The organism is Paenarthrobacter sp. 2TAF44, assembly GCF_052114885.1.
GTDB lineage: Bacteria > Actinomycetota > Actinomycetes > Actinomycetales > Micrococcaceae > Arthrobacter.
Window position 1 is genome coordinate 71,365 of the sequence record NZ_JBFRFP010000021.1, and the last position, 14,053, is coordinate 85,417.

A 14,053-nucleotide genomic window follows, 5' to 3' on the forward strand; every position below is an offset into this window, starting at 1 on the left:
CATGAGTATGGACCGCGTAGCCTGGAGCTCGCTTTACAACATCACCACGGCAAAGTCCGGCTCACAGCCGTTCTCGAAGGAAACGCTGAAGCGCGTGCTGGGCTTTGCCGCGCCGCACAAGGGCAAGCTCATAGCCTTCGTCATTGCCTCGATCGCGGGCGCGTTCCTCGCGGTCGCCACGCCAGTGCTTGCCGGCCAAGTGGTTGACGCCATCATTGCCAAGGCAAACGTGGGCACAGTGATCTGGCTGGCCGTCCTCATTGCGGTTGTGGCTGTGGGCGAGGCCGGAGTCGGACTGGTGACGCGATGGTTGTCCTCCACCATTGGCGAGGGCGTCATCGTGGACCTCCGTACCCGCGTGTTTGACCACGTGCAGCGGATGCCCATCGCTTTCTTCACCCGGACACGGACCGGCGCGCTAGTCAGCCGCCTGAACAACGATGTCATCGGGGCACAGTCAGCCTTCGCCGGCACGTTGTCCGGTGTGGTCAGCAACGTTGTGGCGCTCGCCTTGACCCTGGTGGTCATGCTCAACACGTCCTGGCTGGTCACTGTCCTGGCCATGGTGTTGCTGCCAATCTTCCTGATACCAGCCCGGCGTATGGGATCCAAGCTGGCCGACCTCCGACGCGAGGCGGCCGCGCATAACGCTGCCATGGGTACGCAGATGACCGAAAGGTTCTCCGCTCCCGGCGCCACACTGGTGAAACTCTTCGGCAGGCCGGATGAGGAATCCATGGAGTTCGCTGCCCGGGCCGGCCGGGTGCGCGATATCGGCATCCGTACCGCCATGCTGCAGTTCACCTTCGTCACGGCGCTGACTTTGGTCTCGGCCCTGGCCCTGGCCCTCGTTTATGGACTGGGCGGCTGGCTTGCACTTGGCGGCCAACTGGCACCTGGCGACGTAGTGGTCCTGGCTCTCCTGCTGACCCGTCTCTACGCTCCGCTGACCGCACTTTCGAACGCGCGTGTGGAAATCATGAGCGCACTCGTCAGCTTCGAGCGGGTCTTCGAGATCCTGGACCTGCAGCCCCTCATCACAGAAAAGCCGGACGCCGTAGCCGTTCCATCCGGACCCGTCGCCGTGGAATTCCACGACGTCCGTTTCTCCTACCCGTCGGCGGACAAAGTGTCCCTTGCCTCCCTCGAAGACGTCTCCACCCTGGACACGCGTGGCGGCGAGGAAGTCCTGCACGGTGTCAGCTTCCGTGTTGAGCCGGGCCAGACCGTGGCCTTGGTGGGCTCGTCCGGCGCAGGAAAGTCCACGGTGGCCCAATTGTTGTCACGCCTGTACGACGTCGACTCCGGAGCCGTTCGCCTTGGCGGGCACGGACCTGGCACCGGCGTGGATGTCCGGGACCTCGGCTTTGACTCGCTGCGCGACACGCTGGGCATGGTGACCCAGGACGGCCACCTGTTCCACGAAACCATTGCATCCAACCTGCGCCTGGCCCGGCCGGATGCCACGGAAGAGGACATGTGGGAGGTCCTCCGCCGTGCACGCCTGGAGCCCATGATCCAGTCTCTTCCGGACGGCCTGGAAACAGTCGTTGGCGAGCGCGGGTACCGGCTCTCCGGTGGCGAACGGCAACGGCTCACCATCGCGCGTTTGCTCATCAAGCAGCCTCGCGTCGTCATTCTTGATGAGGCGACCGCCGCGCTGGACTCCACTAACGAAGCCGCCGTCCAGGCGGCCTTGGGGGAAGCGCTCGAGGGGCGTACCGCCGTCGTGATTGCGCACAGGTTGTCCACGATCCGTGCAGCGGACGTGATCCTGGTGGTGGAGGACGGCAGGATCGTGGAGCGTGGCACTCACACCGAGCTGCTTGTTGCTGAGGGCCGCTATGCGGAGTTGTACCGGACCCAGTTCGCGGAAGCCACGGCGGTGGCTGAGGAAGCAGTTCCGGAACTGTAACGCTGTCCGCAACTAGCTGGCATTAGTGGTTGTTCTGAGCCCTCAGAACAACCACTAATGCCAGCTACTTGGGCGGGGTGAGCAAAGGCAGCACGTGATCCGTCAACAGGGGCGCGAGGTCCCCGGGTAAAGGTGCTGTGAGGTCCAACCAACGGATCTCGGCGATCTCGGCCGAAGGGTGCGCTTCCCAGGTCCCAGGAGCGGTGAAGACCGTGGCTTCGATGTTGGTCGCGGCCTCGTTGGCGGCCACTGCGAGCCAAGCGCCCAGCGGTTCGAGGTCTTCGGGGGCAACCTCGATGCCCACTTCCTCGAGCAATTCCCGGGCTGCAGCTTCTGCCGCGGTTTCACCGGCTTCGGGCTTGCCACCGGGATGCATGAATTTGTCCGTGCCGCGCTTGCGGACAGTCAGGAGCTGGCCCTCCTTGTTGTAAACGCACACAGCGCTGACCACGATCACATCAGTAACGCTCACGCTTGCCTCCCACTGTTGATTCGGACAAGGTGTTCATTCGGACCAGATGTGATTCCAGCAGCAGATCCTTGGCCGGACCGCGGACATCCCACGTGAAACGGAACGCGTCCCGGCCTTCCCAGGTGTAGTTCACGTAATAGTCGTCGGGATCGCACCAATGTTTGTCCTGGTTGGCTTGCTCCGCAAAACTCATCACATGGAATGGCCGGCCATCGGGGAAGAAAACGTCCATGGAATCCGCTTCAGGGCCAGGCTTGAGGACGTACTCGCGGAATGCGGGGCCCGAATGCGTGGGCCAGTGCATGGTTCCATCTTCGCGGTAGTGAAGGCCGCCGTCGGGCTCTTCCGTGTAACGCACGACGCCGGTAAAGGTTCCGCGGGTGCCGGAGGCCCGGTCCAACAGAGTCCGCTCCACATTCCACGTGCCAGCCAAATAGGCACGCAAGTCCTGGATGGGCTGCTGCTGGTTCAAGTGCCCTCGATTGGAATCGAACCAACGACACCGGCTTTAGGAGAGCCGTGCTCTATCCACTGAGCTACGAGGGCCTGCGTGTCCATGGCCCGGAGTACCGTTACGACAGCTCCATGGCCGGACACGACTACAAGCATACAAGCTGCCGGGCCAGTGCCCGAACCGGGCTAGGCTGGCGGTCATGAGAGGGTATACGACAGTACCGGAAACCACCGGCACGTTCCTTCCGGACGTTCGCGCTACGCGGGCAAACATCGGCGCCTGGGCCCAACTGAGCGTGGTCCAGTATTTCGTTGCAGAGTCTGCTGTCATCGAGGCTTGGGCCGGTCCGCAACCGTACAGCAGGGCCACCGGGTTCATCAGCGACCTGGGCGCAGTATCGTGCGGCGTCTACGAGGACCGGGCAGTGTGCTCCCCTTTGCATGTGCTGATGAACGCCTCTTTTGTTGTCCAGGGCCTGGCATTGATCCTTGGTGCGGTGTTCCTGACCGCAGGGCTTTTGTGCGTGGCAGCGCGTCCGGGTGTGCATGCCCAGCGCTTCCACACCGCCACAGCCGATGACGAGCCCCGGACCCGGGTCCTGGCCAAGCCATGGATCATGGCTGTGGCCATTCGCATACTGACAGGTGTTTCCGGCCTCGGGACGGTCATCGTTGGACTGGTGCCCGAAGACGTCGGCTCCCCATGGCATTTTGCCGGCGCACTGATGTTCTTCATCGGCGGCGGCTTCGCCTTGCTTCTGCTGGGCATCCTTTGGTTCCGGCAGACGCCGATGAGCTGGTTCATAGCTGCCTGCGGCTCCCTCTGTATCGGGGCGCTCATTGTTGGCGGGATCACGGGAATGGACGTGCCCCACCCCGGAACACTGGAACGGCTGATGGGCTACCCCGTCACCATTGGCTTGGCAACTGCCGGCCTGGTCATCGCCCAGCGCGTGCACACGGTACGAAAGGCGGCGAAGGCCCTGCGGTGATTCAGGCATGGGGACAGCAGGAGCGGGACGGTGACCGTGGATGGATGCCACAGCCACCGCTCCCGGTTAGGGGATGCTCTGCCAGAACCAGCGGATCAGGTCAACCGAAAGTCGGATGACATTCACCATAAGGTTCAGAGCGCCCCAGGGCTTCTTGCGCTTTCGCTTTGAAGTCATCGGACACCTCCTCCCGTAGGAAAGGTGCGATCACGGACCCTACGAATGCCACTTGCCCAAATTCTGCAAGGGCATTAGAGAAAATCCGCTCGGGGGCCTAGTCTTGATGTGTGGGCACCAAGGAATTAGTCCCTTGATCGCACAACATGGGCGCCCTGCGCCTAACAATGACCCGCTGGCCGGCGGGTCAATTGTTTTAACGAAGGGGTGGGCGGTTGGCCCACTGGGATAACACTATCGTTTTTATTTCGCCCGCTTCGTACAGCCTTGCCCATCCGAAGACAGCGGCCCGGGCCCATGAACGGGTGCGCCTGCCGGGCTGCGGGACTATTCTGACGCTATGACGACGGCGGCTGGTCCGCGCGGCGGCGACCGGGGACTTCTGCCTGACCTCGCCAGCCGGCGCGAGCTGATTGGGGGTTGGGCCGCGATCACCCTCATCCACTATTTCGTGGTGGAAGCCACTGCGATGGCTGTGTGGCAAGGCAATCCAGGTTATGACCGGCGCGCCCATGTCATCAGTGATCTTGGCGCTGCCCACTGCGGTCCGTTCAACGGTTACGAGGTGTGCTCGCCGCTTAATTGGCTCATGAATGCTTCGTTTGTGCTTCAGGGAGTTGCCATGGTGCTCGGGGCGGTGCTTTTGAGCTCCGCTGTCCTTTCTGTGGCGGCTGAGCCAGGCGCCCGGGTCATCCGGCCAAGGATGGCATCAAGCGTCGCGTCACCCGACGCCTTTCCCTGGCTTGCAGCCGGGGCCGTCAGGGTGCTGATCCTCGTGGCGGGCATAGGCCAGGCAATGGTTGGCCTGATCCCCGAAGACACCGACCTCGCCCTGCACCTGACCGGTGCGGGACTGTACTTCATCGCTGGACCGCTGTCGTTGGTGATACTGGGCCTGATATGGCTAGGGCACACGCAGATGTCATGGATAGTTCTGCTGTTCGGGGTTGTATCCCTGGGAACCACCATCCACGTGCTTGCGGTGCAGTTGCGCGTTGAGGAGCCCGGCGCCATCGAGCGCACCATGGCGTATCCGATCATCCTGGGGTTGTCCTTAGTAGGCCTGGTAGTGGCTCACCGCGTCACAAGGGAACGGAAAGCTGTCAGGGCTGTTTCGCGTTCTTCCGTCCGAGGAACACCGCCGCCACGCCGCACAGCAGGCTGATAAGGAACAGCACCCACGACGCAATGGTGACGGCGGAAGCCAGGGCAACCGAACCGGCGTCGGGCGTTTCCGCAGCCAGCATGGAATCAATGGCGACGTTGGACCACAAGTGAGCCACAGCAAAAAGCAGGGGAGCGGCCCACATTGCCCAGCGCCACGATTTGCGTGCAACGTTGATGCCGATCAGCAGGAGCCAACTGAAACCGAAGATCAGCGGAAAGAGCGTGCCGGCAGTCTTATGGACGTAATTCAACTGACCGCGCGCGGCTTCGTCCATCGCGGCGCGAAGCTGGGCGACGTAGTCCTGTGAGAACCCACCAATCAGCGAATCCGGCATTGCCAGGCCGCCTGAAAGCTGCGTCATCTGGTTCAGCGTCAGCAAGTGCAGGTACCAAAACAGGAACAGGCTGGCCACTACGCCTGCAATCACAATGAGCTTGGAATTGCTCTGCGCCTTCTCTGGGGTCCGCCGCGTGGTGGGATTGATCACGGGTGGGAGGGTGTGATCCGGGACCACCGCCTTGGCTCCGTGCTTCTTGATGCGCTGCGCTGGTGTCTTGGCCATGTCATTCATTATCCCGCCACATAAGCTGGGACCATGACCACCGGCAGGCACACCGCAACTGAACTCGATCCATCACTTGATGACTACCAATTGGCCAGCGCACTGGTCCGCGAGGCAGGCCAACTGGCGCTGCTCATGCGGATGGGCGGACTGCAGGGCACGCGCAAGACGTCAGTGTCCGACGTCGTCACGGCAGCCGATCATGCAGCCGAGGCGTATGTCCTGGAACAGTTGCAACGCTGCCGCCCCGAAGATGGCATCCTTGGCGAAGAAGGCACCTCTGTTGCCGGTACCAGTGGCCGGACCTGGGTGATCGATCCGGTGGATGGAACATACAACTTCCTGCATGGCTCCACGTACTGGTGCTCGGCCATTGCCGTCAAACGCGACGATTCAGATCCCTCAGATCACCGAGTCAATCCGGTTGCGGATCCGGATGTGCTGCTTGGCGCCATCTACCAGCCGGAACTGGACAAGCTCTGGCTGGGTGGGGACGAGCATCCGGCGAGCCTGAACGGCGAACCTATTTCAGGTTCCGGAGACCTCCCTGTTGGCCAAATCTGTGCAGCTACCTACATCCACCCCACCTGGTTGGCGGACCCCCGCACTGCAATGCCCTGGCATGCCGCAGCTGTCTCCGCCGCATCGCTGCGCATGTTCGGTTCAGGCTCGTGCGACCTCGGCCGCGTGGCTGATGGCGAGCTCGGCTGCTGGTTCCAGCACAGCTGCCCGGAGTGGGACTGGCTCCCTGGCAAGGCGATCGTCCGCGCTGCAGGTGGGGACACCGCCGTCGTGCAGGTCAACGGCCTTAACTGGTTTATTGCCGGAGGCCCGACGGCGGTCGGCGAGTTGAGTGCGGCACTCACCTCTGTTCCCCAGTTTGCGTAGTTTTTGATCGCCGGGACTGTGCTCTCTTTGGGGTGGCCCTTGAGTGTCAGAGGCACCGCCTAGACTGGTAGTCACCATGGATATGTTGTTCGACCCCTACGCAGACGGCCCCTTCAACGCGGGCTCCAAAGCCGCAACCAAGGCTGCCCCGGAGCTTTCGCACGCGGGCGGCCGCGCTTCCCGCGCCCGGTTCGGTGAGGGCAGTGGTGGGTCCAGCAGCGGAACAAACGACACTCCTGCTTCCGGTGGTTGGGGCAACCAAGGGGCTGGAAGGCTTCCTTCCGCCGACGCCCTCCTCCAGGGCTTGAATCCGCAGCAGGAAGAAGCCGTGAAGCACGCCGGCAGCCCGTTGCTGATCGTTGCGGGCGCAGGCTCAGGCAAGACCCGTGTGCTGAGTAACCGGATCGCCTACCTCATTGCCACCAAGCGTGCCCACCACGGCGAAATCCTGGCCATCACGTTTACGAACAAGGCCGCCGCTGAGATGCGCGAACGTATCGAGGCACTGGTAGGTGGCCGGGCCAAGAGCATGTGGATCTCCACGTTCCACTCCTCCTGTGTGCGCATTCTGCGCCGTGAGGCTGCCAACGTGGGCCTGAACTCGAACTTCTCCATCTACGACTCCGCGGATTCCCTGCGCCTGATCACCCTTGTGTCCAAGAACCTGGATCTGGATCCCAAGAAGTTCCCGCCAAAGGCCATCCAGCACAAGATTTCCGCACTCAAGAACGAGCTGATCGACGCCGACTCCTACGTCTCCTCGGCAAACCACCAAGACCCCTTCCAACAAGCCGTGGCAGAAGTCTTCAAGGGCTACACCCAGCGCTTGCGCCAAGCCAATGCCATGGACTTCGATGACCTCATCGCGGAGACCGTCTACATGTTCCGGGCGTTCCCCGCGCTCGCGGAGTCCTACCGGCGCCGGTTCCGGCACGTGCTGGTGGACGAGTACCAGGACACCAACCACGCCCAGTACGCGCTGGTCAGGGAAATCGTTGGCCTTGGCACTGATACCGACGTCGAGCCCAGCGAACTCACGGTGGTCGGAGACTCCGATCAGTCCATCTACGCTTTCCGTGGCGCGGACATCCGCAACATCGTGGAGTTTGAAGCCGATTACCCCAATGCGCGCACCATCAAGCTTGAGCAAAACTACCGTTCCACGCAGAACATCCTCACCGCCGCCAACTCCGTGATTTCCCGGAACCCCAACCGCCAGGAAAAGCGGCTGTGGACGGCAGAGGGCGATGGCGAGAAGATCGTCGGCTACGTAGGAGAAAACGAGCACGACGAAGCCCAGTTCATCGCCAAGGAAATCGACCGGCTTCAGGACGAGGAAGGGCTGCGTCCCGGCGACGTCGCCATTTTCTATCGCACCAACGCCCAGTCACGGTCCATTGAAGACGTGCTGGTGCGGGTGGGCCTGCCGTACAAAGTGGTGGGCGGCACTCGGTTCTACGAGCGCAAGGAAATCAAAGACGCCCTGGCGTACCTGCGCGTCCTGGTAAACCCCGACGACGACGTCAATCTCCGCAGGGTTCTCAACGAACCAAAGCGGGGGATTGGCGACCGTGCCGAGGGTGCAGTCGCTGCCTTGGCTGAACGCGAGCGGACGTCCTTCATGACGGCGGCCCGCCGTGCTGACCAGGCGCCAGGGATGGCAACGCGTTCTGTGAACGCAGTCCTGGGCTTTGTGAAGCTGCTGGATGACCTCGCTGAAGTGGCTTCCGGATCCGGTGCTTCCGCTGCCCTGGAGGCCGTGCTTGAGCAGACCGGATATCTCGAGGGTCTGCGCGCCAGCAACGATCCTCAGGACGAGTCCCGCGTGGAAAACCTCGCCGAATTGGTGGCGGTGGTCCGCGAGTATGAACGCGACAACCCGGACGGTTCACTGGGCGAGTTCCTGGAGCAGGTTTCCCTGGTGGCTGACGCTGATCAAATTCCTGATGCTCCCGGCGGGGATATTGACGCCGCCGTGGCCGAAGCCAAGCGCATGGGCGTTGTCACGCTCATGACATTGCACACCGCCAAGGGCCTGGAGTTCCCGGTGGTCTTCCTGACCGGCATGGAACACGGTATCTTCCCGCATCAGCGCTCGGCCACGGACCCCAAGGAACTGGCCGAAGAACGCCGCCTGGCCTACGTGGGACTTACCCGTGCACGCAAACGGCTCTATGTCACGCGCTCCGAGGTCCGCAGCATGTGGGGCCAAAGCCAGTACAACCCCGCCAGCCAGTTCCTGGAAGAGATACCCTCCGAGCTGGTGGACTGGAAGCGTGAAGGCATGAGCCGGCAAGCGGCAGGTGGTGGTTGGGGAAATGCTCCCATCGGCTCCAACCGCTACGGCGGCTCTTTTTGGGGCGCAGGCACCTCACGCGGGGTTGCCGCCAGCCCAACCGCAGGTTTCGACGCCGACGTCCCGGCCGCCGTCGCACGCAACAGGGTGCAGCCACAAAAGGAAGTCATTTCAGTGGTGGTGGGGGACAAGGTCAACCACACAAGCTTCGGCAACGGGGTTGTGCTGGGGGTCGAAGGCTCGGGTGACAAGACCGTCGCCAAGGTGAAGTTCGACGTCGGTGAGAAGCGCCTGCTGTTGCGGTACGCGCCCCTGACCAAACTGGATGCCTGACCGAGGCTCAACTGCGGGCATGGCCGCCTCCTCGTTGACGTCCCGCCGGGTTTGTTGCCATAAGTTCAGGCCACCCCTAGACTGACGGGGCGTTGCACTGGGGCCGGCGTCGATTGTTTTGCCTTCCTTGCAGCGCCAACAAATGTTGCATTCCTGTGGGGGAGGACGCGCGTGGGCGCAATGGCTGGGCGGCATGGTTATGCCGGTAAATCTCTGAGGTTCTTGCTTGCTGTGCTCCTCGTTGGCGGCTTCGCCGGGGGCCTCGCCCTGCAGGGCGCAGAGCCGGGAACTGCTGCTGATCTGCCCGTTCCTAGTAGTGTCCCCACTGCAAACCCGGCCGCCACGCCCAGCGCCGGCGCGAGTCCCGGCGCCAGTGCGAGTCCCTCGCCCAGTGCCAGTGCCAGTCCCAGCGCCAGCGCGACAAACACGCCCAGCCCGACACCAACTGCGAGCCCTACCGAGACCCAACCACCCGCCGTCGAAAAAGTCGCCGTTGAGGCGGCAGCCCCGCTGTCGGTAAGGCTCAGCGAGGACCGCGCGTTCGTGGGCAAACCGTTTGAGGCTGAGTTGCAGGTTACCGGCGGGACCGGCCCGTATACCGCTACGGCGACGGATATCCCAGCAGGTTTGGTTTTTGACCCGGAGACCCTGAGCTTCAGCGGAACTCCTACTGAGCTGTACAGCCCATCTCTGACGGTCACTGTTTCGGACTCCTCGGATCCCCGGCAAACCCTGACCGAACAGATATACATCGACATCAAAAGCTACTATCCGCCGAGCGTTTACGTATCGGACGGAGAGCTGCTGCCGGGTATGGGCACGTTCGACGACGGTGTGGTGGGGTGGTTCTACCAAGAGTTCCTCGACTATTACGGGTTGGACCGCGCGAACACCTCGATCTCAATAGTTTCCGGGCAACTTCCCCCGGGCTTGGAACTTCGCGAGTCATCGGTTTCCGGAGTGCCAACCACTCCGGGTACCTATGGATTTACTCTCCATATCCAGGACCGTTTCGGCTTCTCGGACAAGACATCCAGCATCATCGTCCATGCCTTGGGAATGCAAACCACCGGTTTCGACGTTCCGCCGGCTGTGTTGGGTGAGTCGTATTCGGCCAAGGTTGCACAAGCTACCGGGGGAGTAGCACCTTATGTCTACGGCTATTCCACGCGGAGGTACTTTGCCGGCGGATTGAGCTCGAGTGATCCCTCTCCAGAGGGCCTGACTGTGGATGCGAACGGTTTCCTCACGGGGATACCCACGCGCGTTGGCTCTTTCCGGATTGCCGTGTGGGTCCGCGACGCGGACCAGCTGACGCAGCGCATTTTCTGGACAACCGTGACTGTACTCGAAACCCGGCCTCCGGTCGTCGAGCAGCCGCCCGCGGAAAGTCCACCGGCGGCAGTGGAGGCTCCAGCAGCTCCCGCACCTCCGGCCGCGGTGACTCCGGCAGGAGCGGTGGCGTCGACGTCGGGCGCTGAACTCGCCGTTTCCGGACTGCAGTCCGGAAGCCTGAAAACCACTCTGGGGGCCGCCGTGGGCCTGCTGGTTGTGGGCGCTGCGCTGATCGTCCTGAACAGCTTCCGTCGGCGACGAAGCAATCCGGTTTGAGGTCACCGGCATAATTGGTGGCATGCGACGGACTGTATTGGGGATTCTTGCCGCCTTGCTGATGGTGTTGGCCACGGGCTGCTCCTTCGCCACCAAGGACCCTGACTATGTCCCGCCGGCGCCGTTGCCTCCGCTGGAACAGCTCAAGCAGGTCCCCGTTACGGAGCAGACCGCCCTGGCTGCAGGCGAGGGCGTCACCGCGTTTGTGACGCCGGACCGCAACATCGTGTGCCACATGACGTCTTCCAAGGGCGGGCACCTCAACGTGCCGTACGAGGCTAACTCGTATTCTGATGCGGCCAACAACAAGTTCGCCGTGGTGCCCGTGGTGCACTGCGAATTGGCGAAGTATGCCAAACCGGAGATCGATGACATCTCCGACGACTGCGCCGGCACAGGCCTGGGCTACCTTGGCGGCACGGTTCTCCTTTCTCCGGATAAGGCCGTCTATGGCTCGTGTCGTTCCGGCGTAACACAAATGGAGTCAGAGTTCGGGCCCAAAGGTAACCGGAGCGGCCCCATTTCCAAGCTGCGCGAGCTGGCCGACGGGCAGAACATCGAGCGCAACGGCCTGCGGTGCTCGGCCTATAACGACGGTGTAGCCTGCGGAAATGTCTCCGGTGGCGTGGCGTTCTTTGTCAGCCGGGAGGGCTACCAGCTAATTTCCGACGGCGGCAAAACGGTCCGCGGGAACCTGAAACCGGCGTCGTGATCGCCGTCGAACAGACGATGAGCGGCCAAAAAACCGCGTCATTCTGCGGGTTTTCTACAGCCGATAGAAGTGTAAGGTTACTCACTTAACAGGTAGTGTGTAGCTGGCGGGACTCCTCAAAGGGCTAAAGTTCCGAGAGGACCTTACGCAATGTGACCGGCTTCAATCCCGGTTGTTTACCGCGTACTTTCCGCAGCTGGCTATCGCGGTCATCGCGGTTCCCGGCTGAACAGAAAACTACTTCGACGTAGAAGGACACTAAACCGTGGACCTGTTTGAATATCAGGCGCGCGATATGTTCGAAGCGCACGGTGTACCCGTGCTCGCCGGCATCGTGGCGCACACTCCTGAAGAAGCAAAGGCAGCTGCCGAGAAGATCGGCGGCGTTACTGTCGTAAAGGCACAGGTTAAGGTTGGTGGCCGCGGCAAGGCTGGCGGCGTCAAGGTTGCCAAGACCGCCGAAGAGGCGCTTGAGCACTCCACCAACATCCTGGGCATGGACATCAAGGGCCACACCGTCAACAAGGTGATGATCGCCCAGGGTGCGGACATCGCCGAGGAATTCTACTTCTCGGTCCTCCTGGACCGCGCAAACCGCAACTACCTGGCCATGTGCTCGGTTGAAGGCGGAATGGAAATTGAGCAGCTGGCTGTTGAGCGTCCCGAGGCCCTGGCCAAGATCGCCATCGACCCCGCTGTGGGCATCGACCAGGCCAAGGCTGACGAGATCGTCGCAGCTGCAGGCTTCGCTGAAGAACTGCGCGGCAAAGTGGCCGACGTCATTCTGAAGCTCTGGGACGTTTTCAAGAAGGAAGACGCAACCCTGGTTGAGGTCAACCCTCTGGTCCGCACCGGCGCGGGCGACATCATTGCCCTCGACGGCAAGGTCACTCTCGACGAAAACGCCGATTTCCGCCACGTGCACCACGCACTGCTCGAGGACAAGGAATCGGCTGACCCGCTTGAGGCCAAGGCAAAGGCTCAGGACCTCAACTACGTCAAGCTGGACGGCGAAGTAGGCATCATCGGCAACGGCGCCGGTCTTGTAATGTCCACCCTGGACGTCGTTGCTTACGCTGGTGAAAACCACGGCAACGTCAAGCCCGCCAACTTCCTGGACATCGGTGGTGGAGCTTCCGCCGAGGTCATGGCCAACGGCCTGGACGTCATCCTGGGCGACTCCCAGGTCAAGAGCGTGTTCGTGAACGTCTTCGGTGGCATCACCGCTTGTGACGCTGTGGCAAAGGGCATCGTGGGTGCACTTGCTGAGCTCGGATCCGCTGCGAACAAGCCGCTGGTCGTTCGCCTCGATGGCAACAACGTCGAGGAAGGCCGCCGCATCCTGACCGAGGCCAACCACCCGCTGGTTACTCTGGCCGCCACCATGGACGAGGGCGCCGACAAGGCCGCCGAGCTCGCCAACGCAGCTAAGTAAAGGGACGAGACAATGTCTATCTACCTCAACAAAGACTCCAAGGTCATCGTTCAGGGCATCACCGGCGGCGAAGGCACCAAGCACACCGCACTGATGCTCAAGGCCGGCACCAACATTGTTGGCGGCGTCAACGCCCGCAAGGCCGGCACCACGGTCCTGCACGGCGACAAGGAAATCACCGTCTTTGGCACCGTCAAGGAAGCCATCGCTGAAACCGGCGCAGACGTCTCCATCGTCTTCGTTCCGCCGGCATTCACCAAGGATGCAGTGGTTGAAGCCATCGAAGCCGGCATTGGCCTCGTTGTAGTCATCACTGAAGGCGTTCCGGTTCAGGACTCCGCCGAATTCTGGGCACTCGCCCAGTCCAAGGTTGACGCCGACGGCAACCAGATCACCCGCATCATCGGGCCGAACTGCCCCGGCATCATCACCCCGGGCGAAGCCCTGGTTGGCATCACCCCGGCAAACATCACGGGCAAGGGCCCCATCGGCCTCGTGTCCAAGTCCGGTACCTTGACCTACCAGATGATGTACGAACTCCGCGACCTCGGCTTCTCCACCGCTATCGGCATTGGTGGCGACCCCATCATTGGCACCACGCACATCGACGCCCTGGCTGCGTTTGAGGCTGACCCGGAGACCAAGGCGATCGTCATGATCGGCGAAATCGGTGGCGATGCTGAAGAGCGCGCTGCTGACTTCATCAAGGCCAACGTCACTAAGCCGGTTGTTGGCTACGTTGCAGGCTTCACCGCTCCTGAGGGCAAGACCATGGGCCACGCCGGCGCCATCGTCTCCGGCTCCGCAGGTACCGCGCAGGCCAAGAAGGAAGCTCTCGAAGCTGCAGGCGTGAAGGTCGGCAAGACGCCGTCCGAAACCGCTAAGCTGCTGCGCGAGGTTTTCGCAACGCTCTAGTACCCAAAGCAACGCGGGGTCACTTATGGCCCATTCCTGAACGTGGAATGGGCTCAAAGTGACCCCGCGTTGCTCTTTAAAGCACGACGGCGGCCCCGCCCTTTCCACACGGAAGGTGCGGGGC

Annotated in this window: 12 protein-coding genes and 1 tRNA gene; 9 read left to right on the top strand and 4 right to left on the bottom strand. The window is 62.2% G+C overall.

Annotated features, from left to right (window positions below; genetic code table 11):
* The first annotated feature begins 1 nt into the window (after position 1).
* Positions 2-1,915 (top strand): ABC transporter ATP-binding protein, encoded by a 1,914-nt coding sequence (locus AB4Z15_RS18890; RefSeq protein ID WP_442018477.1) that lies wholly within the window; start codon positions 2-4, stop codon positions 1,913-1,915.
* Between the two features lie 64 nt (positions 1,916-1,979).
* On the opposite strand, the gene AB4Z15_RS18895 is transcribed toward AB4Z15_RS18890, so the two are convergent.
* The 3 genes from AB4Z15_RS18895 to AB4Z15_RS18905 form a co-directional block, all read right to left on the bottom strand.
* Positions 1,980-2,387 carry an NUDIX hydrolase gene (locus AB4Z15_RS18895; protein WP_442005952.1) on the bottom strand — a complete coding sequence of 136 codons (408 nt, stop codon included), beginning with the start codon at positions 2,385-2,387 and terminating at the stop codon, positions 1,980-1,982.
* Entirely contained in the window at positions 2,374-2,859 is a 486-nt protein-coding gene (locus AB4Z15_RS18900) for a DUF6314 family protein (protein ID WP_442018478.1), read from the bottom strand. Before AB4Z15_RS18900 ends, AB4Z15_RS18895 begins: the two co-directional genes overlap by 14 nt.
* A 1-nt stretch (position 2,860) precedes the next feature.
* Positions 2,861-2,933 (bottom strand) — tRNA-Arg (locus AB4Z15_RS18905).
* A gap of 107 nt (positions 2,934-3,040) precedes the next feature.
* Between AB4Z15_RS18905 and AB4Z15_RS18910 the strand changes: the two genes are divergently transcribed.
* Positions 3,041-3,832: a hypothetical protein gene (locus AB4Z15_RS18910; protein WP_442018479.1), complete on the top strand. Its 792-nt coding sequence runs from the start codon at positions 3,041-3,043 to the stop codon at positions 3,830-3,832.
* A gap of 517 nt (positions 3,833-4,349) precedes the next feature.
* Complete coding sequence (locus AB4Z15_RS18915; RefSeq protein WP_442018480.1) at positions 4,350-5,174, top strand: hypothetical protein; 825 nt, start codon at positions 4,350-4,352, stop codon at positions 5,172-5,174.
* Here AB4Z15_RS18915 and AB4Z15_RS18920 read toward each other — a convergent pair.
* Positions 5,113-5,739, bottom strand: a complete 627-nt coding sequence (locus tag AB4Z15_RS18920; protein ID WP_442018481.1) for a hypothetical protein — start codon at positions 5,737-5,739, stop codon at positions 5,113-5,115. The two genes, AB4Z15_RS18915 and AB4Z15_RS18920, sit on opposite strands and share 62 nt — an antisense overlap.
* 33 nt (positions 5,740-5,772) lie before the next feature.
* On the opposite strand from AB4Z15_RS18920, the gene AB4Z15_RS18925 reads away from it, so the two are divergent.
* The 6 genes from AB4Z15_RS18925 (at position 5,773) to sucD (ending at position 13,929) form a co-directional block, all read left to right on the top strand.
* Positions 5,773-6,627 (top strand): inositol monophosphatase family protein, encoded by an 855-nt coding sequence (locus AB4Z15_RS18925; protein ID WP_442018482.1) that lies wholly within the window; start codon positions 5,773-5,775, stop codon positions 6,625-6,627.
* Between the two features lie 76 nt (positions 6,628-6,703).
* Positions 6,704-9,256, top strand: a complete 2,553-nt coding sequence (pcrA, locus tag AB4Z15_RS18930) for a DNA helicase PcrA (RefSeq protein ID WP_442018483.1) — start codon at positions 6,704-6,706, stop codon at positions 9,254-9,256.
* A 180-nt stretch (positions 9,257-9,436) separates the two neighbouring features.
* Positions 9,437-10,867, top strand: coding sequence for a putative Ig domain-containing protein (locus tag AB4Z15_RS18935; protein ID WP_442018486.1), 1,431 nt, complete (start codon positions 9,437-9,439; stop codon positions 10,865-10,867).
* A gap of 22 nt (positions 10,868-10,889) precedes the next feature.
* Entirely contained in the window at positions 10,890-11,579 is a 690-nt protein-coding gene (locus tag AB4Z15_RS18940; protein ID WP_442018484.1) for a hypothetical protein, read from the top strand.
* A 265-nt stretch (positions 11,580-11,844) separates the two neighbouring features.
* Entirely contained in the window at positions 11,845-13,014 is a 1,170-nt protein-coding gene (gene sucC / locus AB4Z15_RS18945; protein ID WP_224093741.1) for an ADP-forming succinate--CoA ligase subunit beta, read from the top strand.
* A gap of 12 nt (positions 13,015-13,026) precedes the next feature.
* A complete protein-coding gene (sucD, locus tag AB4Z15_RS18950; protein ID WP_442018485.1) occupies positions 13,027-13,929 on the top strand; it encodes a succinate--CoA ligase subunit alpha in 903 nt (300 codons plus the stop codon).
* Positions 13,930-14,053: the final 124 nt, after the last annotated feature.